The sequence below is a fragment of the Bacillus siamensis KCTC 13613 genome (genome assembly GCF_000262045.1).
Classification (GTDB): Bacteria; Bacillota; Bacilli; order Bacillales; family Bacillaceae; genus Bacillus; species Bacillus siamensis.
The window spans coordinates 427995-450202 of sequence record NZ_AJVF01000041.1 but is presented as its reverse complement, the minus strand read 5'-3'; the positions used below and the strand labels follow the sequence as shown (position 1 = coordinate 450202).

The 22208-nt window shown below is 45.8% G+C and carries 24 protein-coding genes and 3 pseudogenes; 5 read left to right on the top strand and 22 right to left on the bottom strand.

Annotated features, from left to right (window positions below; translation table 11 throughout):
* Positions 1 to 8: 8 nt before the first annotated feature.
* The 6 genes from hrcA to gpr all read right to left on the bottom strand — a co-directional run bounded on the left by hrcA (position 9) and on the right by gpr (position 7008).
* Positions 9 to 1040: a heat-inducible transcriptional repressor HrcA gene (gene hrcA / locus Y79_RS0117865; protein ID WP_016938903.1), complete on the bottom strand. Its 1032-nt coding sequence runs from the start codon at positions 1038 to 1040 to the stop codon at positions 9 to 11.
* An 80-nt stretch (positions 1041 to 1120) separates the two neighbouring features.
* Positions 1121 to 2260, bottom strand: coding sequence for a radical SAM family heme chaperone HemW (gene hemW, locus Y79_RS0117860; protein ID WP_029575368.1), 1140 nt, complete (start codon positions 2258 to 2260; stop codon positions 1121 to 1123).
* A gap of 58 nt (positions 2261 to 2318) precedes the next feature.
* Positions 2319 to 4154 carry a translation elongation factor 4 gene (gene lepA, locus Y79_RS0117855; protein ID WP_016938901.1) on the bottom strand — a complete coding sequence of 612 codons (1836 nt, stop codon included), beginning with the start codon at positions 4152 to 4154 and terminating at the stop codon, positions 2319 to 2321.
* A gap of 131 nt (positions 4155 to 4285) precedes the next feature.
* A complete protein-coding gene (locus tag Y79_RS0117850; RefSeq protein ID WP_016938900.1) occupies positions 4286 to 4624 on the bottom strand; it encodes a YqxA family protein in 339 nt (112 codons plus the stop codon).
* Between the two features lie 16 nt (positions 4625 to 4640).
* Positions 4641 to 5834 carry a stage II sporulation protein P gene (spoIIP, locus tag Y79_RS0117845; RefSeq protein ID WP_016938899.1) on the bottom strand — a complete coding sequence of 398 codons (1194 nt, stop codon included), beginning with the start codon at positions 5832 to 5834 and terminating at the stop codon, positions 4641 to 4643.
* Positions 5835 to 5901: 67 nt separating this feature from the next.
* Positions 5902 to 7008, bottom strand: coding sequence for a GPR endopeptidase (gpr, locus tag Y79_RS0117840; RefSeq protein ID WP_016938898.1), 1107 nt, complete (start codon positions 7006 to 7008; stop codon positions 5902 to 5904).
* 202 nt (positions 7009 to 7210) lie between these two features.
* Here gpr and rpsT point away from each other — a divergent pair, with 202 nt between their 5' ends.
* Positions 7211 to 7477: a 30S ribosomal protein S20 gene (gene rpsT / locus Y79_RS0117835; protein ID WP_003152876.1), complete on the top strand. Its 267-nt coding sequence runs from the start codon at positions 7211 to 7213 to the stop codon at positions 7475 to 7477.
* 17 nt (positions 7478 to 7494) lie between these two features.
* On the opposite strand, the pseudogene holA reads toward rpsT, so the two are convergent.
* Together holA and Y79_RS1000000121345 are read right to left on the bottom strand one after the other, a co-directional pair.
* A pseudogene (gene holA, locus Y79_RS0117830) lies at positions 7495 to 8536 on the bottom strand (DNA polymerase III subunit delta); the annotation flags it as partial.
* 39 nt (positions 8537 to 8575) lie between these two features.
* A pseudogene (locus tag Y79_RS1000000121345) lies at positions 8576 to 8730 on the bottom strand (hypothetical protein).
* A gap of 40 nt (positions 8731 to 8770) precedes the next feature.
* Between Y79_RS1000000121345 and Y79_RS1000000121050 the strand changes: the two are divergent.
* Entirely contained in the window at positions 8771 to 8905 is a 135-nt protein-coding gene (locus Y79_RS1000000121050) for a YqzM family protein (RefSeq protein ID WP_003152870.1), read from the top strand.
* Between the two features lie 18 nt (positions 8906 to 8923).
* Here the strand turns inward: Y79_RS1000000121050 and Y79_RS0117820 are convergent, their stop codons facing one another.
* From Y79_RS0117820 to Y79_RS0117810, 3 genes are all read right to left on the bottom strand, one after another.
* The gene (locus tag Y79_RS0117820; protein ID WP_016938896.1) at positions 8924 to 11275 is read right to left on the bottom strand and encodes a DNA internalization-related competence protein ComEC/Rec2; all 2352 of its coding nucleotides are present in this window, start codon (positions 11273 to 11275) and stop codon (positions 8924 to 8926) included.
* Positions 11276 to 11845 (bottom strand): ComE operon protein 2, encoded by a 570-nt coding sequence (locus tag Y79_RS0117815; protein WP_016938895.1) that lies wholly within the window; start codon positions 11843 to 11845, stop codon positions 11276 to 11278.
* 65 nt (positions 11846 to 11910) lie between these two features.
* A complete protein-coding gene (locus Y79_RS0117810; protein ID WP_016938894.1) occupies positions 11911 to 12525 on the bottom strand; it encodes a helix-hairpin-helix domain-containing protein in 615 nt (204 codons plus the stop codon).
* 57 nt (positions 12526 to 12582) lie between these two features.
* On the opposite strand from Y79_RS0117810, the gene comER reads away from it, so the two are divergent.
* A complete protein-coding gene (gene comER, locus Y79_RS0117805) occupies positions 12583 to 13404 on the top strand; it encodes a late competence protein ComER (protein WP_016938893.1) in 822 nt (273 codons plus the stop codon).
* Between the two features lie 68 nt (positions 13405 to 13472).
* On the opposite strand, the gene Y79_RS0117800 is transcribed toward comER, so the two are convergent.
* From Y79_RS0117800 to Y79_RS0117765, 8 genes are read right to left on the bottom strand one after another with little or no spacing between them, the layout of a single operon-like run.
* Positions 13473 to 14210, bottom strand: a complete 738-nt coding sequence (locus Y79_RS0117800; RefSeq protein WP_016938892.1) for a class I SAM-dependent DNA methyltransferase — start codon at positions 14208 to 14210, stop codon at positions 13473 to 13475.
* Complete coding sequence (gene rsfS / locus Y79_RS0117795; RefSeq protein WP_016938891.1) at positions 14207 to 14563, bottom strand: ribosome silencing factor; 357 nt, start codon at positions 14561 to 14563, stop codon at positions 14207 to 14209. Before rsfS ends, Y79_RS0117800 begins: the two co-directional genes overlap by 4 nt.
* A 16-nt stretch (positions 14564 to 14579) precedes the next feature.
* A complete protein-coding gene (yqeK, locus tag Y79_RS0117790) occupies positions 14580 to 15140 on the bottom strand; it encodes a bis(5'-nucleosyl)-tetraphosphatase (symmetrical) YqeK (RefSeq protein WP_016938890.1) in 561 nt (186 codons plus the stop codon).
* Entirely contained in the window at positions 15130 to 15699 is a 570-nt protein-coding gene (locus Y79_RS0117785) for a nicotinate-nucleotide adenylyltransferase (RefSeq protein WP_016938889.1), read from the bottom strand. The genes yqeK and Y79_RS0117785 overlap by 11 nt, the downstream gene beginning before the upstream one ends.
* 10 nt (positions 15700 to 15709) lie before the next feature.
* Positions 15710 to 16000 carry a ribosome assembly RNA-binding protein YhbY gene (yhbY, locus tag Y79_RS0117780; protein WP_003152858.1) on the bottom strand — a complete coding sequence of 97 codons (291 nt, stop codon included), beginning with the start codon at positions 15998 to 16000 and terminating at the stop codon, positions 15710 to 15712.
* Positions 15994 to 16836, bottom strand: a complete 843-nt coding sequence (gene aroE / locus Y79_RS0117775) for a shikimate dehydrogenase (protein WP_016938888.1) — start codon at positions 16834 to 16836, stop codon at positions 15994 to 15996. The genes yhbY and aroE overlap by 7 nt, the downstream gene beginning before the upstream one ends.
* Positions 16837 to 16855: 19 nt before the next feature.
* Positions 16856 to 17956 (bottom strand): ribosome biogenesis GTPase YqeH, encoded by a 1101-nt coding sequence (yqeH, locus tag Y79_RS0117770; RefSeq protein ID WP_016938887.1) that lies wholly within the window; start codon positions 17954 to 17956, stop codon positions 16856 to 16858.
* Positions 17957 to 17958: 2 nt separating this feature from the next.
* Positions 17959 to 18477 (bottom strand): YqeG family HAD IIIA-type phosphatase, encoded by a 519-nt coding sequence (locus tag Y79_RS0117765; RefSeq protein WP_014470710.1) that lies wholly within the window; start codon positions 18475 to 18477, stop codon positions 17959 to 17961.
* A 360-nt stretch (positions 18478 to 18837) separates the two neighbouring features.
* Between Y79_RS0117765 and sda the strand changes: the two genes are divergently transcribed.
* On the top strand, positions 18838 to 18978 hold the full coding sequence (gene sda, locus Y79_RS0117760) for a sporulation histidine kinase inhibitor Sda (RefSeq protein WP_003152850.1): 141 nt from the start codon (positions 18838 to 18840) through the stop codon (positions 18976 to 18978).
* Between the two features lie 339 nt (positions 18979 to 19317).
* Here the strand turns inward: sda and Y79_RS0117750 are convergent, their stop codons facing one another.
* From Y79_RS0117750 to Y79_RS1000000121585, 3 genes and pseudogenes are all read right to left on the bottom strand, one after another.
* Positions 19318 to 20049, bottom strand: coding sequence for an SGNH/GDSL hydrolase family protein (locus Y79_RS0117750; RefSeq protein ID WP_016938885.1), 732 nt, complete (start codon positions 20047 to 20049; stop codon positions 19318 to 19320).
* 72 nt (positions 20050 to 20121) lie between these two features.
* Positions 20122 to 20856, bottom strand: a complete 735-nt coding sequence (locus Y79_RS0117745; RefSeq protein WP_016938884.1) for a polysaccharide deacetylase family protein — start codon at positions 20854 to 20856, stop codon at positions 20122 to 20124.
* Positions 20857 to 20969: 113 nt separating this feature from the next.
* A pseudogene (locus Y79_RS1000000121585) lies at positions 20970 to 21203 on the bottom strand (peptidoglycan-binding domain-containing protein); the annotation flags it as partial.
* Positions 21204 to 21573: 370 nt separating this feature from the next.
* Between Y79_RS1000000121585 and Y79_RS0117730 the strand changes: the two are divergent.
* A complete protein-coding gene (locus tag Y79_RS0117730; RefSeq protein WP_016938883.1) occupies positions 21574 to 22200 on the top strand; it encodes a TVP38/TMEM64 family protein in 627 nt (208 codons plus the stop codon).
* The last annotated feature ends 8 nt before the right edge of the window (positions 22201 to 22208 follow it).

The window sequence follows — 22208 nt, the reverse complement described above, 5'->3', positions numbered from 1 at the left end:
AAATTCCCTTATTCATCATACAAACTTGTGAATGCTTTTGACAAGTCCGAAGTCACATGCTGCAGCAGGCTGACGACTCTTGAATAATTCATGCGCGTCGGCCCGATAATGGCGATTGATCCGATCTGCTTCGTGTCAACCGTATAGGTGGCCGTGATTAGGCTGCAGTTTTCCATTTCTTCGTAGTCGTTTTCTTTTCCGATTTTAATTGAAATCCCGGCTTTTGACGACTGAAACAGCTTCAGAACATCCTGCTCTTTTTCAATTAAGGATAAGAGCGAGCGGACCCGTTCAATATCATGGAACTCCGGCTGATTCAGCATATTGATTTTTCCGCCGAAAAATAATTTCTCCACATGGCCCGCCGGATGGAATGTGGAGCGGAGCGATTCGAGAATGCTGTCATAGTTGGCGATATGCTGCCTTAAATATGTGACAACCTCTTTAAAAATACGCTCATTCAGTTCGTCCATCGGAACGCCCGCTAATCGGTCGTTCAATATATTGACCAGTTTTTCAATATCGGCCAAATCCACTTTAGCCGGGAAATTGATCGTGCGGTTCTCGACATGCCCCGTATTCGTAACGAGGATGGCGACCGCCTTATCCGGCTGGATCGGAACGATTTGAATCTGCTTAAGATAATTCTCGCTCAGCGTCGGCCCGAGAACAATCGATGTGTAGTTTGTCAGTTCGGACAGGATCTGCGCTGATTTTTGGACTGTTTTTTCAAGCTCGAAGATTTTTTCTTTAAATATCGAGTGAATTAAATCCAGATCAGTTTTTGTCAGCTTGACAGGTGACAGCAAATGATCGACATAATACCTGTACCCTTTTTCCGACGGAATCCGTCCTGAGGATGAATGGGTTTTTTCAATAAAGCCCAATTCCTCCAAGTCAGCCATCTCGTTTCTGATCGTTGCAGAGCTGAATGTAATCTCGTCTTTTTTTGAAAGAGTTCTTGATCCTACAGGCTGCGCTGATTGTATAAAATCATTAATAATCACTTGCAGGATCAACAGCTGACGATTTGTTAACATCATCATCACCCCTGTTAGCACTCAAGGTCAGCGAGTGCTAATTCTATATCAAAAGTAACAAACGAAAAGAAAAATGTCAATTATAACTCACCCAAAAAAGCGCCAAAAACCTCATTTCCTAATAATTTGCCTTCATGCGTTAATGCTACCGATTTTTCCGAGTCACAGATCAGGCCTTTTTCAGTTAAATCTTTGAGAATATCAGGAAACAGTTCGTCGACTGAACGTCCAAATTTATCCAAGAAAGCTTTTTTTTGCACGCCTGACATTTTTCTGAGACCGAGGAACATTTCTTCCTCAATCTGCTCTTCACGTGTCACCTCGTGCGTGTCCCGGTAAGGCAGCCCTTTTTCTTCGATGAGCTGAATGTAATGTTTCACGGGACCGGCGTTGACGGTGCGGGTGCCGCTGATATATCCGTGAGCCCCTGCGCCAAAACCGAAATACTCTTCATTGCTCCAATAGGTCAGATTATGCTGCGACTCGTACCCGGGCTTTGCAAAGTTGCTGATTTCGTATTGACGGATGCCCGCTTCACTCATCTGCCTCATGACCGTTTCATACATCTCAGCCTCTTGTTCTTGCGCCGGGAGATGCAGACGGCCTTTTTGCATTAAATTATAAAACACCGTTTTCGGCTCGACGATCAGCGAGTAAACGGAATAGTGCTCCGCATCCAGCGACAAAGCCGTTTTAACAGAATTGTCAAGGTCAGCCAGCGTCTGTCCCGGCAGGCCGAACATTAAATCGAGACTGATGTTGTCAAAACCGAGCGCCCTCGCCCGTTCAAAGGAGCTGAACACGTCCTTTTGTTTATGCACCCTGCCGATTTTCTGCAAAAGCGCGTCTTCGAAAGTTTGAACACCGAAGCTCAGCCGATTGACACCGGCATTTTTCAGGATTTTTAATTTTTCCGAGGACAAGTCATCCGGATTCGCTTCCGCGGCAAATTCAATGAGTCCGTCAGAAGGCTTCAGCACGCGGTGAATGGAATCCATCAGTTTTTCAAGCTGGGCGGGTGAGAGCGATGTCGGCGTGCCTCCCCCGATAAAAATTGTGCGAAGATCAGGGCGGCCCGTACGTTCTATCGTATTTATCATTTCCTTTTCGAGTGAGTTTAAGTACTCATCGACAGGCTGGCTCTGAATAAAATATTTATTGAAATCGCAATAGTGGCAGATATGCTCACAAAACGGAATATGAATATAAGCTGATTTCATTTGAAACACCTTCTTCTTTACAGAAAGAAGCCGCAGTGCGGGACTGCGGCGGCTTCCGTTATTTTTTCGGGCTGTCATCCATTTTAAGGACGGCCATAAACGCTTCCTGCGGCACTTCGACTGAGCCGACCTGCTTCATCCGGCGTTTTCCTTCTTTTTGTTTTTCAAGAAGCTTCCGTTTCCGCGAGATGTCTCCGCCGTAACATTTTGCAAGAACGTTTTTCCTCATGGCTTTAATGGTTGAGCGCGCCACGATTTTCTGTCCGATCGCCGCCTGCACCGGCACTTCGAATTGCTGGCGCGGGATCAGCTCTTTTAATTTTTCGACGATGACTTTTCCGCGCTCGTATGCGTAATCGCGGTGGACGATAAATGACAGCGCATCAATTTTTTCTGCATTCAGCATAATGTCCATTTTGACGAGTTTAGACGGCTTGTAGCCGATCAGCTCGTAATCGAAAGAGGCGTACCCTTTCGTACTGGACTTCAGCTGATCAAAAAATTCATAAACAATTTCCGCAAGAGGCATCTCGTATACAATGCTGACCCGGTTGGCGTCTAAGTACTGCATATCAATAAAGTTGCCCCGTTTCCCCTGACAAAGCTCCATAACCGCTCCGACATAATCGTTCGGAACCATCATCGTCGCTTTGACATAAGGCTCTTCCACCCGTTCTATTTTTTGCGGGTCAGGCATGTTTGACGGGTTATCGACGACGATCTTTTCACCGTCCGTCATATATACGTCATAAATAACGCTCGGCGCGGTCGTAATGAGATCAATTTTAAATTCCCGTTCAATCCGTTCTTGAATGATCTCCATGTGAAGCATTCCTAAAAAGCCGCAGCGGAAGCCGAAGCCGAGAGCTTGTGACGTCTCCGCCTCGTATTGAAGGGAGGAGTCATTCAATTCAAGTTTTTCCAGAGCCTCGCGCAAGTCATTATATTTGGCTGTGTCAATCGGATAAAGTCCGCAATAGACCATCGGATTGAGTTTGCGGTAGCCCGGAAGCGCTTCTGCCGCAGGTTTAACCGCGCTTGTAATCGTATCACCGACTCGGGTGTCGCCGACATTTTTAATTGCGGCTGTCAAATAGCCTACATCACCGACTGTCAATTCGTCAGCCGGCTGTGCTTTCGGCGTGAAGACGCCGACTTCGATGACTTCAAACTCTTTTCCGGTCGCCATCATTTTAATTTTCTGGCCAGGTTTTACCGTTCCTTCTACGACTCTGATATACGCGACGACTCCGCGGTACGCGTCATAAAGGGAGTCAAAGATGAGCGCTTTCAGCGGAGCTTCCGGATCTCCTGAGGGAGCAGGCACTTTTTCTACGATCTGCTCTAAAATGTCTTCGATGCCGATACCCGCTTTCGCTGAAGCGAGGACGGCGTCTGAAGCGTCAAGGCCGATAACGTCCTCAACTTCTTGACGCACACGTTCTGGCTCTGCGCTCGGGAGATCGATTTTATTAATGACAGGAAGAATCTCAAGGTCATTATCAAGCGCCAGATAGACGTTCGCCAATGTCTGCGCTTCAATTCCCTGGGCCGCATCAACAACGAGAATCGCGCCTTCACAAGCAGCCAGGCTTCGTGATACTTCATATGTAAAGTCGACGTGTCCGGGCGTGTCGATGAGATGGAATATATATTCTTCTCCGTCTTTTGCTTTGTATTTCAGCTGAACGGAATTTAATTTGATGGTAATTCCCCGTTCGCGTTCAAGGTCCATTGAATCAAGCAATTGTTCTTTCATTTCCCGCTGGGTAATCGCCGATGTTTTTTCTAAAATCCGATCCGCCAAGGTCGATTTGCCGTGGTCTATATGGGCGATGATCGAGAAATTCCGGATTCTTGACTGCCTCTCTAAACGCTTTTCTTTATCTGTCACAATCTATCACTCCTACTATTAAACGCAAAATACACTAGCTTAGATTATATCAATAGGATTGTAAACATTCAATTAAAACAAGAAAGAGAAAAGCTTCCTGTTTGGAATCGTCCGCTTTTCTCCTTAAAATGCTATCGGTTCAGTTTCGAAACCCACTCGTACATCGCCTGGGCTGAGTCCGTCACGGTATTTGAAAGGGTTTCCCCGGCTTTTGAAAACAGGTTGAAGGTTTCCGCCTGTTCCAGCTGTTTTTGTTTTTCTTCCAGATCTTTCGCCGTAACGGTTTGGCCCAAAATGGATGCCTCTTTTTCCTGACCCTCTCCGCCGCTAAGCGTGAATGCACCTTTTAAGGAGGGGTCTTTGTATCCTTTCATATCAAGCATTCCGCTGTTTGCCTGCTGCATGCCGAACAAAACGCCGACAAACATGACGATGGCGATCAGCAGGCATTTGCCGGTAAATCGGATCATTTGCATCACCTGATTTCTATTGTTTTTTCTTCTCTCCTGATTGCGAGCTGACTTTTTCAGCATCCCAGTACAGTTCGCTGAATACATCGGCTACGGCTTCGGATGCGCGTCTCAGTTCTTCAAGGTTGTTATCCACGCCTCCGAATTCCAGCAGAAGCGACCGGTCGTTTAAATCCTGGTTGTATACTCCATTATCTCCCGGAGAGCCTTTTGATAAAACACCGACGCTTAAGCCGGGGTATTTTTTCTCCATGAGCTTATGAAGTTCACTTGCGAGTTTATAGTTTTCTTCAAAATTGGCGCTTTTTTTGCCGACGACGATAGCCACTCTGGCATAGCTTTTTCCTTTAATATCCGCTGTCGTATTTTTCTTGCGGCGGGAATCCCGGTGAATATCTATGGTATATTGCAGATTTTTATTTTTGGCGAGCGCGCTTTTTACAACCGGTCTTGATTCGTCATAGCTTCGCGCATAATTTAAACCGTCTTTGTTCAGGCGGCCCTGAATGTCGGTTTTATCTACGTCCGCTCCTACGCCTTGCGCTTCCAGCGCTTTTCCGAACATATCTCCGACAAGCGTGACATTGGCCTTCGAATGGCGGGCGTTATCCGGATTTGTTTCCCCTTTTAACAGAGGGAGATAGGATTCGGTATTGTGAGTGTGATAAATAAAGACGACTTTTTTGCTGCCGGTCGAATGCTTCGGCGGCGCCGTTTCTTCTTTTTTCGTTTTATTTTCGATTTCTGCAAGGTTCACTTCTTTTTCTTTTTCCATCACCTTTGACGGCGGCGGAGATTCAGCCGGCATATTCGTATAATCCGTCCCCTGCCCCGCCAACAGGATCTCCGTATCGTATTGGGCGAATCCCGGCAGCTCGCGTCCCAAGAAGCTCCGCGGGTCTTCCAGGTTAATGCTTGTCGCCAGTTTTAAGGAAAGCCGTGACAGCTGAAATGAGTCTTTTTCAGGAAGCTCTGATGCGAAATAATGATTTTCCATGCCAAGGAGGTGTGCAAACGCGTCACCCGGAAGCTCTCCGGCAATTCCGTGAAGAGAATCGGAAGAAAGCCTCAGTTCAGGGCGAAGCGATGTGAGCACACCGGATAATACGAAAATAACGATAAGGCTTGTCATAAACAAAAACATGCCCTTGAGCGCATTTCCACCGTTTACCGCAACGACAATTTGACGGTTTCTGCGTTTTTTTCTCATGATTTGAATCCCTCCAGCGCTTGTCTAGTAATTACTCTATGAACAAGCTAGAGGAGGTAGAACCATTTTAATGATTATAAGAACCTTTGTTATCTTGTGAGACCTTTTCATGAAGGGCGGTGTTTAGCCCGTTTGCTAGCACGTTCGCCATATCATCAATAAAGGTGTCAATCTCCTTCGGCGTGACCATCAGATTATGGCCGAGCGGAGAAAGGACTTCATGAATCAGCTGGCGTTTTTCGTTTTCGTCCAGCGTCCCGACAATGCCTAAAAAAGATTGGCGCTCTTTTTCTCCGGGAAGGTCTTCATCTGTGAGCACCTTCTTTTTGCCGAAGTTCATTCCGGCGGGCACCAAAGACCTCGACGGGCTGTCATCTTTCATTTCTCTGCCGAAATGCTTTAATATGTAGTCCACTGTATCGCTTGCGATCGTAACCGCATCAACGACAGTCGGGACACCGATTGCGATGACTGGGATGCCGAGCGTCTCTTTGCTTAATTCTTTTCTCTTATTGCCGACGCCTGATCCCGGGTGAATGCCCGTATCAGAAAATTGGATGGTCGTGTTCACCCTTTCAACGGCTCTTGCCGCAAGGGCATCTACAGCAATCACAAAATCCGGCTTCGATTCTTTGATCACGCCTTGAATAATATCGCTCGTTTCAATTCCCGTTAATCCCATCACTCCGGGAGCAAGCGCGCTGACCGGCCTGTACCCTTCCTGCACGTTTTCCGGCTGAAGCCTGAACAAATGCCGCGTCACAAGCAGATTTTCGGTCACGAGAGGGCCGAGTGCATCCGGCGTCACATTCCAGTTGCCGAGACCGACGATCAAACAGCTTGCATCCTTTGGAATGTTTAATGCCGACAGATAGGCAGAAAATTCCTCGGCAAACACTTCCGTTACTTTTTCCTGCATTTCAGAGTCATGCTCCCTTACACCCTGCGCTTCGATCGTGACATAGCGCCCCTGCTTTTTGCCCGATAGCTCGGCGCCTTCTTTTGTAATATCCACAGTTCTGACTTTAATGCCGCCCTTGTCGCGTTCTTTTTCAATAAACCCGTTTATTTCTTTTTTCTGATCGGCTTGTCCGTCTTTTACCGCCTGTTTTGTTTCTACCGCTAAATCCGTCCGTATCAGAAATTGATTGACATCCAGTTCGTTGTTTTTCACGGGGAAGACCTCCTTCAATCATCGTGGTACATAGTGTGGCCATTTGTAAAACGAATCATGCGAATTTACCCATCAACGAAAAATACTTTACATTTATATTGCAATCTAAAGTTCTGTTTGATAGAATACAATTTGTTCTATTGTGAAGAAGATTTAACCTTAAGACACTGTGCTACAGGTTGTATCTTAGGAGGTGAAACACATGCCAAACATTAAATCAGCGATTAAACGTACAAAAACAAACAACGAACGCCGCGCTCATAACGCGACAATCAAATCTGCTATGCGTACTGCAATCAAACAAGTAGAAGCTTCTGTTGCCAACAACGAAGCGGATAAAGCGAAAACTGCTCTTTCTGAAGCAGCGAAACGCATTGATAAAGCAGTGAAAACAGGTCTTGTACACAAAAATGCCGCAGCTCGATACAAATCTAGACTTGCGAAACAAGTGAACGGACTTTCTGCATAATACAAAAACGATCCCTGGTAACGGGGATCGTTTTTTTCATTCGGTCCGGAGAAGTTCAAGAAGAAAGAGCTCCAGCAAGAGCTGCTTGTCCTTTTTCCCGGTTTTCATTTCGTAATCCATCACTGCGAGTTTCTCTATAATACGCCTGAGCTCTTCTTCAGAAAAAAGCCTCGCCTGGTCCATCGCCAGCTTTACCCGGAAAGGGTGAACCTTTAAATTGGATGCGATTTGCTTTTGACCGTATCCTTGTTCGGCAAAATACTTCGTCTGCATAATGAGACGGAACTGGTTGGCGATCAGCGCCATGATTTTGATCGGTTCTTCGTTTTGTTTTAAAAGATCATAAAATATTTGAAGGCTTTCCGTCCGTTTTCGGTTCACGATTTTGTTGATCAGCTCAAAAATATTCTGCTCCAAACTTCTCGCGACAAGCTCCCGGACATCTTCAAGCGTAATCTCATGTCTGTCTCCGGTGTAGGCGGAGAGTTTTTGTATTTCCTGGTATATGGAGGACAGGTGGCCGTTTGCAAGCAGAACCAAATGCTCGGCAGCTTCTGCGTCGATCGTTTTATTTTCGGATTTTGCCAGATTAATCGTAAAGTCAGTCGTCTCCTTTGCATTCAGCTCCTTCGCTTCAATCATCAGAGCTTGCTGCTTCAGCGCCTTCGTCAGTTTTTTCCGCTCATCCAGCTTCTCATACGGAGCCACAATCACAAAAACCGTATAAGGCGCAGGCTCCTTCAGATAAGTCTCAAGAGCGGCTGTATTGTGCTCTATTTTTTCTTTCTTTTTTTCCCCTGTTAAAAAAGACGGATTTTTCACAATGACCAGCCGCTTCTCCCCCATAAACGGAAACGTTTCCGCATCGGTTATCGCCTGGTCAAGCGGATCCTCTTCAAGATCAAAAACAGACAGGTTAAAATCTTTTGTCCCCTCATCAACGACAGCTTGTCTGACCCGGCTGACAGTCTCTTGGAGAAGATACGTTTCTTTTCCGTATAAACAATAAACGGAGCGGACATCCCCTTTTTTCAGGGCTTTCCAAACATCAAATACCATGATCGTATGACTTCCTCTCTTTCTTGATCCCCTTCTATCCTAAATTGAGTCAGGCAAATAGTAAAGAGGAAGCTTTAAAAAGGACAGCTTCCTCATTTATAATAAACGCCTGATTCACAAGCTCCCGGGGCTGCTTGTAAAAAGGCGATAATCACAAGAACAGAAAACGTTACCATCACTTCTAGATTTTTCAAAACAATTCCAGTATACTTAGGGAAGTCAGGAGGGATGAAATTGAATGATTTTGAAAAAAACGTTCAAAGCAAACGAAATGATGCTGTTGACTCAGCTGTCGGTTTTGTCGTGTCCTTCGGATTTTTCGCCTTTTTGTTCGTGATGGCAACAGCCATCCATCTTATCGGCTCTTAGCCGCATTCCGGGCTGCTGTCAATCGGCAGTCTTTTTTACTTCCTGCGCCCTGGTTTCTTCTATATCATATGGAGGAAAGACAGAAAACGTTCCGGCGCCTTTTTTAAATCTGTATTGAATCGTTCCGCTGAGATCGGTACGAAGTACATTGACAGAGTACGCTTTCAAACGATCCAGCACCTCTTCATGCGGATGATGGTAACGATTATCTTCACCTGCCGAAATCAGTGCCGCTTCCGGCTGAAGCTGTTTCAAAAAAGCTTCACTCGTAGAGCTTTTGCTGCCGTGATGACCGGCCTTCAATACATCAGCCTTCAGATTCGGATACGCTTTCAGCACTTCCGTTTCGCCGTCCGATTCTAAATCTCCCGTCAAAAGCCAGCTCACTCCGCCTAAAACCGTCCAAAGCACCAGTGACGAATCATTTTTACTCTTTACGTCAGATGACTCCGGGGACAGCACCTGAAATTGAAGATTACCGGCTGTAATGGTGTCGCCCCGCTTTGCTTCGACAACGGGAATGTTGTTTTCTTTCGCCATCTTCAATATGTCCTGATCCTTCGGTTCCTTCACGAACCCCACGGGAACAATCAACCGGCTGACTCTATGTTTTTTGATTAATACTCCGGCTTCCCCGATATGATCCTGATCCGCATGGGTTAAAATCAGCGCATCCAGCTTTTTCACCCCTTTTCCGTTCAAAAACGGAATCAAAACCTTCTCACCGATAGAATACGGGTGGCGTTTTTCTTTCCATGATTCTTCCGGATAAGCCACCACTCCCCCTGTATCAACCATTACGGTTCCTTTGCGGTGCGGCGCACTTATAAACAGCGAGTCTCCCTGCCCGATATCAAGCATATCCGCTTCTCCCCATGGACTGAAATAAGGACGGAACATTAAATAAACCAAAACCGTGCAGAAAAAAAGAGGCGATTTCCTGAGTTTCAAAAAACCTCCCTTTTCCAAAGCTGCAAAAAGCGTAAACACGGAAACCGCAAGCAGAAGGAGGGAAAGAAAGTCAGGCTTTGACACAATCATTGTAAATAAATCAACGGATGCCGCATATGTCATGAAATCATGCACAGGCTTCATCACAAGGTCAAACATATAAAACAAACATTCCCCAACCTGCCTTGAAAGTAAGAGAAGAAGGAAACCGATGACCGAAAACGGAATGACAAATAACGTATAAAAAGGCACCATTACCATATTCATCGGAAAACTGACAAGCGAAATCTGCTGAAAATGATAGAGCAGAAACGGAAGCGAACTGAGCTCCGCAATGAATGAGGCCATCGCAAGCCCGGCAAGTCTTCTTTTCCCTGCTTTCTTTAAAATGGAGGATGACAGAATTAAAGCGGCGCTTACCGCAAAAGAAAGCTGGAAGCCCGCCTGCCAAAGGAGGTAAGGATTAAGCAGCAGGAGCAGCAGATAAGACACGGACAATGCAGCCGAAGAATGAATACTGCGTTTAAAAAGAGTTCCGGCGATATAAAATCCCAGCATGAGGGATGCGCGCAATACGGACGGGGCCGCACCGCTTAACAGCGTATACACCGGTAAAAAAAACAGCAGTAAAACCCCCGCCTTTTCTCTTGTCAGCCCGATTCTGATCAGAACATAAAATATTCCTGCGGTAATCAGACCGACATGCATTCCGGAAATGGCCATTAAATGAACGACTCCCAGATTTTGATAAGCGTTCAGTATATCGTCCTCTATAGAAAATCTTTCACCCAAGGTCAGCGCTTCGACAATTCCGGCAGAGGATTCAGGCACGTGATTTTGAATGATCGAAATCAAATTCTTTCTGATGTTCAACAGTTTATACAGCGGCATGCCGGATTTTTCACACTGCTGAATGGAAGTCACGGAAAATAACCAGTGAATATGCTGAGAATTAAGATATTCCTTATAATCAAAACCTCCGGGAGACGTCGCATGTCTGGGCTGTTCCAAAGAGCCGGTAAACACGCAGTGCATCCCCGGCTCCAGCTGTTCAATGAGACTTTTTTCTTCAAGAGACCGGATTTTGTATGAAGCGGCCCATTTTTCTTTGTCATGAGTTCGGATAACGGCTGACATTTTCGCCCCGTCAACCTTCGGAATATTTGTGATGACGGCCTGTTCAGTATAGTTCCCGGCCTGATACCGGGATACATTCGCCGCGTCATAAACCGTATACAGAAAGAAATAAAGACAAAAAGAAACGAGGCTGACGATAAACGGTGTGTACTGCTTTGTTTTTACAAAGATAAAGAGAAGATACAGAAGGAAAAAGAATAGAACCCAGAAGAAATTTGCGGCGGCAATTCCCGCGGTTGCAGAAACCGCCGCCAGAGGCAGAAGAAGGTATTTATATTTCATTTATACGTAACTGGTAAACAGCTCATTGGCCTGTTCATGAATTTTTTTCAGTTCATCCGCCTTAACTCCCGCATCAGATAATTGCTGAATCAGACCGGCTACAAAAGACAATTTTTCGCGGTTTTTCAGATCAATGATCATTTCATCAAGTTCAACCTGCTCCACCTTGACTCCGGCTTGGGTGAACAGCTCTTTTGCGTATGGCTGTGTTTTGTAATCTTCGGCATAATAGACCGTTTTGATGCCCGCCTGAATAATTGATTTACAGCATTGAATACAAGGATAATGCGTCACATAAATTTCGGCGCCCTCGGTCGGCACACCGAACTTAGAACATTGCAGAATTGCATTCATCTCTGCATGTATGGTCCGCTGGCAGTGATTATCAATTAAAAGACATCCTTCATCTGCACAATGGACGCCGCCGGCAATTGAACCGTTGTACCCGCCGGCAATCATCCGCTTGTCTCTGACAACGGTTGCTCCGACTGACAGTCTCGGACATGTGCTTCTCAGCGCCAGCAAATGGCTTTGCGCCATAAAATATTGATTCCATGAGATTCGTTCCACAAGTGTTCCCTCCAAAAGTCTTGTTGCTTTTCTAAGTTTACATAGTTTTGAGCAAAACCGTCAATTCACTTTACCGTAATGGAAGTTTTTATCCGCTCAAATGACTTTTCTCCAAAACCTGATACCTTCATCAAATCGTCAGCAGTCTGAAACCGTCCGTTTTCTTCCCGGTAGGCGATAATCGCTTCCGCTTTTTTCTGTCCCACACCGGAAATCGCCTGAAGTTCGTCCAGAGTTGCCGTATTGATATTGACAGGGGCATCTTCCTTTTCACCTGCTGCAGTTTTCGGGCGATTCTCCTCTTCGCCTTTACTCGGAATATAAACGACCGTCCCATCTTGCAGCTGCTCTGCTAAATTAACATTCAGTTCATCTGCCTTTTCCTTCAGGCCGCCGGCTTTCTCAATGGCTTGTGTCACTCTGTCTCCCGCCTTCATTTCATACACGCCGGGATTTCGGACCGCGCCTTTCATATCAATCATAATCTTATCGTCTGCGGTGTCTGTTTTGTCCGTGCCGGATGCTGAGGCTGTTTGGCCGAGCACGGACTGCTGTTTGACCGGTTCTTCTTTTTCAGGACGAAACAGCCAAATGCAGATAAAAATCGCTCCTGCCGCAAGACAAACACCCAGAATTTTCAGGTTCCGCCGCATCTGCTCCGTCATCATTGCTTTCGTCATATTGCATTGCCTCCCCGCATAAGGTTTAGAGGATTAAGGGAAAAGGAGGGGAATTCATTGAAAATAGGCTTTATCGGCACCGGAAACATGGGAACGATCCTGATTGAATCGTTAATTGAATCAAACGCTGCCGATCCCTCACATATCACCATCACAAACAGAACAATCGAAAAAGCATTAAAACTAAAAGAGCGTTTCAGCGGCATCCAAGTCACCGAGGATCAGGAAAAGCTCGTACAGGAAAATGAAATGATATTCATTTGTGTAAAACCGCTGGATATATATCCTTTGCTGAAGAAGCTCACACCTCATTTACGAAAAGATCACATTTTAATCTCCATTACCAGCCCTGTTCAAACGGAACAGATTGAACATATGGTTCCGTGCCAGACGGCCCGTGTCATTCCGAGCATCACAAACCGCGCCTTTGCCGGCGTCTCGCTTGTTACATTCGGCAATAGCTGCAGTGAGGCTGCAAAAGCGGATATCCAAACGCTGATCACTCATATTTCAAAGCCTGTAGAAATCAACAGCGGCATAACAAGGGCGGCGTCAGACATTGTCAGCTGCGGCCCTGCTTTTATGAGTTATCTCGTTCAGCGTTTTATTGACGCGGCAGTGGAAGAAACGGACATTACCAAAGAAGAAGCCGTAATTATGTCGACGGAAATGCTTGTCGGTCTCGGAAAGCTTCTGGAAACAGGGCATTACACCCTTCCCGCCTTGCAGGAAAAAGTATGCGTAAAAGGCGGCGTCACCGGAGAAGGACTGAAGGCGCTTGAAAGCGGTGTACAGGATATGTTCAACCGTGTCTTTCAGCGTACACATGACAAATACGATGAAGATATATCTTTAGTGAAGAAGCAATTTCACGTGTAAATGAGTATGCCATAAAACGCTATAACGCGCCAATCGGCAAAAATGCATTTTAAAAACCATCGTTTTGTTTAAACGATGGTTTTTGGTTTGCCTGCCGTAAAGAAAAGACGCTCGGACTCTGTTGAAGGAGGCCGGTCTGTAAAATCAGCCGTCACTTTCTTCAGTTCAAATCCTGTCTCTGCAAGCATTTGTTCATATTCTTCAATGTAAAATGTTTTTTGCTCATGCGTCTCGTCATAGCGGTCATAAGTTTGTCCGTTCCATACGAAAAAGGACATATCATGGATGACAGAAAGCTCTTCATCGCCGGCAAAGCTTTGCCAAATATAGCTGATCTGCTCATCCTGGTCCGCATGGGTGCTGTCCGGAAAAAGCTCCGTCATTTTATATGGGGAATGGACGTCAAACAGAAGCAGGCCGCCCTCCTTCAAAACTTGAAAAACACTTTTGAAGGTGCTCAAGACATCATTTTTCGTTTTTAAGTAATTGAGGGAATCACAGCAGATGACTACGGCATCAAACTGTTCTTCAAAACCGGAAAGCTCCCTCATATCCTGCTGGAGAAAAAGAATCGGCTTTCCCGTTTTTTTCTGCTGGGCACAGCTCAGCATGTCTTCACTCAAATCAATCCCCGTGACTTCGCAGCCTTTTTCGGCAAGCCTGATGGATATTTCTCCGGTTCCGCAGGCAAGATCAAGCACCCTTCCCTTTTCCGGAAGAGAGGCTTCGATCCAGCCCGCCCATTCATCATACGGCGCATGGGACATTAACTCGTCATATACGCCGGCGAAGCCTTGGTAAATCATGAGTTCAAGCCGAGTTCAAGCTCTGCGAGCGGCGCGTCGCCCCATAGCTTTTCAAGATTGTAGTAGCTTCTTTCATCTTTATGGAAAACGTGAACAATGACATCGCCGAGATCAACTAAAATCCAACGGGCCTCATCAAACCCTTCCATCTTTTTGACATCAATGCCGTTTTCTTCTGCCTGATCTTTAATTTCACGTGCAATTGCCTGAACCTGTTTATCAGAATTCCCGTGGCAGATTAAAAAGTAATCCGCTACAAGTGAGATTCCTTCCATGTCGAGCGCTAAAATATCCTCTGCACGTTTATCGTCGCATGCTTTTGCTGCGATTTTTAATACGGAAGCTTGATCCATTTCCATATTCCTCCTGTCAATTTTGAGACACCAGCCAGTTATAGGTTGCAAATGTCTCCGGGAAGACCGGCTGGTTTTTTTTCATCAGAAATATCATTGTATTTTTCAGCGCTTGTATAAGCGCTTCGTTCAGATCCTTTTCTGCCAGGCGGCGCACATCTTCCACTCCGGGGAAATGGCGGCCGGGTTCAATGTAATCCGCCACGTAAATGACTTTGTCTAAAAGGGTCATACCGGGACGCCCTGACGTGTGATAGCGGATCGCGTCTAAGATCTCGGGGTCAGTGATCCCCGCTTCCTTCTCAGCCAGATACGCCCCCGCAGGAGCATGCCACAGCTCGGCATTGTAATCCAAAAGCTCAGCCGGCATTTTTTCCCGCACGATGATCTGCTTCATTTCTTCTTTCGGCCGGAATTTGGCGTAATCATGAAAAATAGCCGCCATTTCCGCTTTTTTTGGATCTGCTCCGAACCGGCCTGCGAGAATAACCGCCGTATCTGTCACGCCGATTGTGTGGATGTAGCGATGCTCGGTCAGCTGTTCTTTGACGCAGGCAAGTGCTTCCTCACGATTCATATAAATCATTCTCCTCTATATACTGCCTCACTTTATCCGGCATTAAGTATTGCGTCGTTTTTTTTGCTTTGAGACGTTCTCTCAGCATCGTTGACGAAACATCAAATTCCGGAACGTCAGCAAAAAGCAGCGGATACGGGGTCTCAATATGATACCCCGGGCGCCGCACTCCGATAAATTGAATGAGTGTAAGCAGTTCGTCCAGTTTGTACCATTTTGGCAGATATTCAATCATATCCGCCCCGATAATAAAGAAAAGCTTGTCGTTCGGGTGCCGCTCCTTCAGTAAACGGACAGTATCATAGGTATAAGAAGGACCTTTCCGCTCCATTTCCGCCAGCTCAAGCTTAAAACCGGGATTTGAGCTGATGGCAAGCTTCAGCATCTCAACCCGGTGCCGGCTGTCGGTAAAGTCTTCATTCTGCTTATGCGGGGGAATTTTATTCGGCATAAACCAAATCTCATCGAGCTCCGCCTGATGAAGGACTTCATTAGCCATCAGAAGATGACCGTTATGCGGAGGGTCAAATGTGCCCCCGAATATTCCGATTTTCTTCATGTCAACCACCTTACGGAAGCTCGATTTGTTTATTTTCCTTTGATTCCTTATACAATACGATCGTATTTCCGATCGTCTGCACCAATTGTGAACGGCTGCCTTTCACAAGGGCTTCTGCGACATCGTTTTTATCGTCTTCGCAGTTTTGAAGCACACTGACTTTAATCAGCTCTCTTGCCTCTAAAGCCTCGGCAATCTGTTTCACCATGTTTTCGTTGACTCCGCCCTTTCCCACTTGAAAAATAGGCGTTAAATGATGCGCTTTTGAACGCAAAAAACGTTTTTGTTTTCCTGTTAACATTGTGTTCCTCCTAGTTTTCCTTCAACAATTGCTCTCATCAGGCCGCTGTCAGGCTCCTGTTCCGTCCACAGCTTGAAGGACAGTGCGGCCTGTTCTACAAACATGCCGATGCCGTCAAGGGTAGTCAAACCTCTTTTTTCGGCTTCTTTTAATAACGCCGTTTGAATCGGGTTGTATACGATATCACAAACGATGGCGCCCGCTTTGGCCCGTTCCAGTGAGAGCGGCACGGCATCCGTGTTCGGATACATGCCGACAGATGTTGTATGAATAATGACGTCATATTGCTCAAGCTGATTTTCAGCTTCTTCTAATGTAAGAGCGCGTTTCTGCTGAAAAGAGGGAGCGGCCGCAATCAGACTTTCTGCTTTTTCCGGCGTGCGGTTGCAAACGTCAAACTGTTTCGGCTCTTTGCGGACGATCGTCGTAAAAATCGCTCTTGCCGCCCCTCCCGCTCCTATCATTAGAATGGAGAGCTCTGATATCGGTTTGTCCAAAACTTTGACTAAGGATTTATAAAATCCATCTCCGTCAGTATTATACCCGATGAGCCTGTCTCCCTCTCTTTTGACGGTATTTACGGCTCCGAGTACTTTTGCGCTTTCATGTATTTCATCCAGATGCTCCATGATCGCGACTTTATGCGGGACTGTAACGTTAATTCCGCAGATGCCCAGTGCTTTAATTCCGTTAACGGCGTCCTTGAGGTTGTGAGGTTCCACCTGAAACGCAAAATACTGCCCGTTGATGTTCTTATCTTTCAAAGCCGCGTTATGAATATCGGGTGACATTGAATGCCCGATCGGATTTCCGATTACTCCGTACAATTGTTTCATGCTCCCTCTCCCCTTCTCTCTATATTAATGAACGGCGGACAAATACGTGTACGCCTTTCGGAGCGTATGCCGTTATTTTTTTATCTGCTTGCTGCACCGTGACCCATCCGAGACCGGAAAAAACGATATCCGTCTTTCCTTCTTTAATCGTAAACGTGTGAGCCGTAAGCTCCGGAAATTCATCCAAATGATCTTTCCCGGGCGGGGTGAGCAGTTCACCCGCATGCTTTTCGTATAAGGCGTCAGCATTTTCAAGCTTTGTTCTGTGAATCATCAATTCATTCGGCATATAGCAGACAAACGCCGATTTATCGCCTGAAACATAATCAAACCGGGCAAGCCCGCCGAAGTAAAGCGTTTGTTTCTCATTCAGCTGGAAAGTGCGCGGCTTCAGTTCTTTTTTCGGTGTCAGCACCTTTAAGTCACGCTTGTCCACGTAATGCGCCATCTGGTGATGGTTAATGATTCCCGGAGTATCATAAAGCGCGGACCCGTCATCAAGCGGGATTTCAATTGCATCAAGCGTCGTGCCCGGAAATTGAGAGGTGGTAATGATATTCTCTTCCCCTGAGACCTCTTTAATAATCCGGTTGATAAACGTTGATTTGCCGACATTCGTACAGCCCACCACATACACATCGCGGCCTTCGCGGTAATGTTCAATGGCGTCAATGACTTCTTTCATCCCTTGTCCGCGTGAAGCGCTGATTAAAAAGACATCAAGAGGTTTTAAGCCGTATTCTTTCGCTTCGCGTTTCATCCATTGAACGAGCCGTTCCCGTTTTACGGATTTGGGAAGGATATCAGCCTTATTGCCGACAAGAATGATCGGATTTCCGCCGACAAAGCGGTTCAGTCCGTTTATCCAGCTTCCGTTAAAATCAAAAATATCAACGACTTTGACAATAAGAGAGTCAGTATCGCCGATTGTGTGCAAGATATTTAAAAAGTCATCGTCCGTTAATGAAACATCTTGAATTTCATTGTAGTTTTTCAGTCTGAAGCAGCGCTGGCAGATGACATTCTCTTTTGTGAGCGATGCCTTCGGCGCATACCCGAGACCTTGTTTATCCTCGGTCTGGATCGTTACTCCGCAGCCGATGCAAACAACCTTTTCCATTTCTAATCCTCCCACTGAATATGGCCTTTACGTTTCAAAGAACTCAATATTCTCCGTTCAATCCGGCGGTTAAAGCGCGTCATGACCCCGTCAGAGGAAGCGACCGGCACGACGAGGATCGTATGATACCCGTGTCTGTTTCCGCCGAGAACATCAGTAAGCAGCTGATCGCCGATGACCACACAGTCTTCTTTTTTCAGATCCATGCTGCTGACGGCTCTTTTAAAGGCGCGTCCCATCGGTTTTCTTGCCTTATAAATAAACGGTATGCCAAGCGGCTCCGAGAATAATTTCACTCTTCGTTCATTATTATTGGAGACGATCGTGACTTTAATGCCGTGCTCCTTCATTTCTTCAAACCACTCGATTAATCGAGGTGTCGCACTCGGTCTGTCCCATTCCACAAGCGTATTGTCAAGGTCTGTAATAATCCCTTTCACATTGCGCTCCTTGAGCTTTTCCGGTGTGATATGAAATATATTTTTCACAAATTCGTCAGGTAAAAAAAACTTTTTTAACAAAACCCGCACCCTTCCCTTTTTCTTTCTATCATCTATATGTCGAAACCTGTCGGATTTAAAAACAAAGTCGGACTCAGCAAAAAAATTTCGACAAAAATTGGGTTTCTTCACCAGTTGTGGATAAAATTACACACATTATCCACTCTTATTACATCCGGATTTATCCAGATTATAAACAAGATACTAACAAGTTATCCACTTATGAGTGTGGATAACAGAACGATTGTTCTTATTTGTATTTCATGGTAGATTAAAGATAACCTCACCATGATTGAAACGCAACCTTCCATCATATGCTCGCGTCTGATGATTGATTACAACTGTTAAGGAGGTGCCACTCCCATTAATTGGGTCCCCGGCATGAGAAAGCTTTCTGATGAATTACTAATAGAATCTTATTTCAAAGCCAATGAAATGAATTTGAGCCGTGAATTTATCGAGTTAATTGAAAACGAAATCAAAAGAAGATCGCTCGGACACATTATTTCCGTTTCTTCTTAAACAGAAAAATTTTCCGGGCGAATTTCCTTTTTTTACTCAGATGACTGATATTATATCACTTCGGTTATACGCTTTACTACCACTTTCAACAAAAAACACCCCTTACAGAGGTGTTTAAGAGGACGGCTGTTAAATTTTGAACCAATACAGGCCGCCCAGAACGAGAAAAACGACGAGCAGCACAACAAAAAATGCGTACCAGTACCCCGCATTCACCCGAGGAGGCGGGCATACAGGATATGGCGGAGGGAAACCGCGGTTCATAGCAAATCGCCTCCAAAAAGATGTTTTTCTACAGCCTATGATGCACGGGCAAAACGGCTTAGGCAGCTGACGGCGTCAGCGCTCCAAAATCCGCCTATTTTTTATGCCTTCAATTAAGATTCTGGCCCCTTTTGGCGTCATGTGATTTCCGGAAGGATCTATCAGTCCGGATTGGATGAGCGCCCGGTCTGTATCTTTGCCGCCGTCCGCGCGTATAAAGTGTTTCCAATTATCCACCAGAGGCACTTTTAACTCTTTTGCAACCTGCCTTGTAATACCGTTATAGGAATTATGCCATTTTCTCGCTCCACCTTTTTCTTTAAAGGCTGAAGCTTTATATCTTGAATAGTAATAGAGATGATGCGTTCCGTTTCCTTCTATAACTGGGATGCACGTCATTAAAATCGGCTTTATGCGGTGCTTCCGGCTTTCGTTTACAAAATAAGTCAGGTTTTCTTCAAACCGTTTCTTTGATACTCGCGGCTGATGTCCCGTCAAAATGCCCGCATCATTTGTTCCGAACATGATAAATAAATATTGAGGCTTCCGGTCAAGCACGTCGCTTTGAAATCGCAGGCGCGCATCCTCAGTCGTCTGACCGCCTATTCCCGCATTTATAACCGTAAGACGGCCGCGTTCCGTTGTTTTTAACATGTTTACCCACTGCTGCGCCTTTGGATAATCACGATAATCCCAATTGGAACCGCGCGTATTGCTGTCACCGAAAGCGACAGCGCTTTTCTCTTTGCCCGCGGCGCATCCTGATAACAGACAGGCTATCGTAATAAAAAGAACAGCAAACTTCATTTTTTTCTCCCCCCAAACCTTACATCCTATATGGTACACGTCTCTTTTGCGGCTTTCAACGCGGCGCTCTCTTTACTGGATATGAAAAGGGCCGGCATCCTCTCCGATCAAATCCGAAACCTTAACAAACGTGTAGCCCTGCTTTTTCAGCTGGGGAATAATTTCTTTCAAAGCCTCAACCGTCTGGCGCCGGTTGCCTCCGCCGTCATGCAGAAGAATAATATCTCCATCTCTGGCATGTGAAACAACGTGTCTGACGATTTTTCCTTTTCCGGGCCTTCTCCAGTCCCTCGGATCTTGGTTCCAAGACCACATGATGATATGATAGCCCTCTTTTAAGATGCTTTTGAAAGCCGTACGATTCAGCGATCCTCCCGGCGGGCGGAATAACTTGTCCCCTTCCGGCTGAAGCGATGTGATATGATGCGCTGAGCTGTGAAGCTCTTTTAAAATGTCTTTGCGTTTCAGACGGTGAAAATAAACATGGTTCATCGTATGGTTGCCGATTTCATGTCCTTCTTCAATAATGCGCTTTGCCGTTATAGGGTAATTGTCTATACGGCTTCCGATACAAAAAAAAGTCGCTTTAACATTGTACTGTTTCAGCACGTCTAACACAGCCTCTGTATAGACAGGGTGGGGGCCGTCATCGAAGGTTAAAGACAGTTTCTTTTTTTCAGACCTTATATCCCAATACACGTTTCCCGTCTTCTCCATGTCACTTCTTTTTAATGATTTCGCATCGGCGGACACGGCAGTGAGACTCGTGAGGACGCATATCATAATGATCAGATGAAAGCATCTCAACGTTTACACCTCCAGTAAACACTACTGTTAACGTGTCCCCTTTTTTAAAAAATCATTCTCGCGCAAATAATGTACATCACCCGCTTCTGCTATAAGAAACAGGTGATTCTGAATTATGACAGCACTGCTGCCAGCTTGTCTTTCGTTTTGGGACCGTAAATCCTGTCAGCCTGCAAGCTGTTCATGATTTGGAACCGCTTTACAGCATTGGCGGTTTTGGGTCCGTATATTCCGTCAACTCCATGATTTTCCGTATTTTTATCAGGGCAAAAATAAGCGGCGGCAAGGACTCTTTGCACTTGAGTCACCTTTTCGCCCTTTGTATAAGGGGTCGTCAGTTTAATGATTTATTTGCAGAGTCGTCAGAGCCGTTTACGCCTTTAAAAGGCTTCCCAGCTGTTCAGCAGCCTGCCGGGGCAATCTTTTATGGGGAACGACGCGATCAAGAGGTATATTATGATCTTTCATGAGCTTTTTGCGCGCATCTTCGCGTCTGCGCCCTTGTCCGTGTTGGATGTCTATAGACGGTAATATAACCCGGGTCCATTGCATATCTCGGCCGGTTGCCGTTTGATTTCGGTATCGGGTCTTTTTTTATGGATATCATTTTATCCCTCTCCTATTAAACAATGCAAAAGCACGCTTATCGGACACCCTTTTTTAATAGAAGGAGATAGATTTGTACTGTATACTATTTGAAAAGAGGTGAACGTACAGATGATAAAAAAAGGATTCAGTCTTGCCGTTATCATTGCTGTTGTGGTGATCGGTTTTATGCAAAAAGACGTCTGGCTCGGCATGATTCGGGCGGGCGGAATGTACGCCGTGCTTATGAGTATCCTGCTGGTCGCAGCTGACGTATTTTTCCCGATTGTTCCATTCGCCATTATCGCGGCCTTAAACGGAGCGGTTTTCGGGATTGTAAACGGGGTGTGGATTACATTGTCAGGCGCGATGCTCGGGACAATGGCCTTGTTTTTTCTCGTCCGGTACGGATTCAGAGACTGGGCCAGAAAAAAGCTGCGGTCTTACCCGGCCGCGGCCCAATATGAAGATTCATTTCATCAGCACGCATTTACGGCGGTGCTTTTCGGGCGGCTGATTCCGATTATACCGTCGCTTGCCATGAATACCGTATGCGGGCTGAGCAACATACGATGGCCGATCTTTTTTTCCGCATCGACGCTCGGCAAAATTCCGAACATTGTGATCGTGACAGTCGCAGGCGCTTCATTTACAAGCAACAAACTGCTGTCTTTCGGAATTTACGGAATGTATATGCTCGTGTTAATGGCGGTCATTTATAAAAAGTTTCCCGGCCTTTTAAAAACGACGAAAAAATGAAGCGCGTA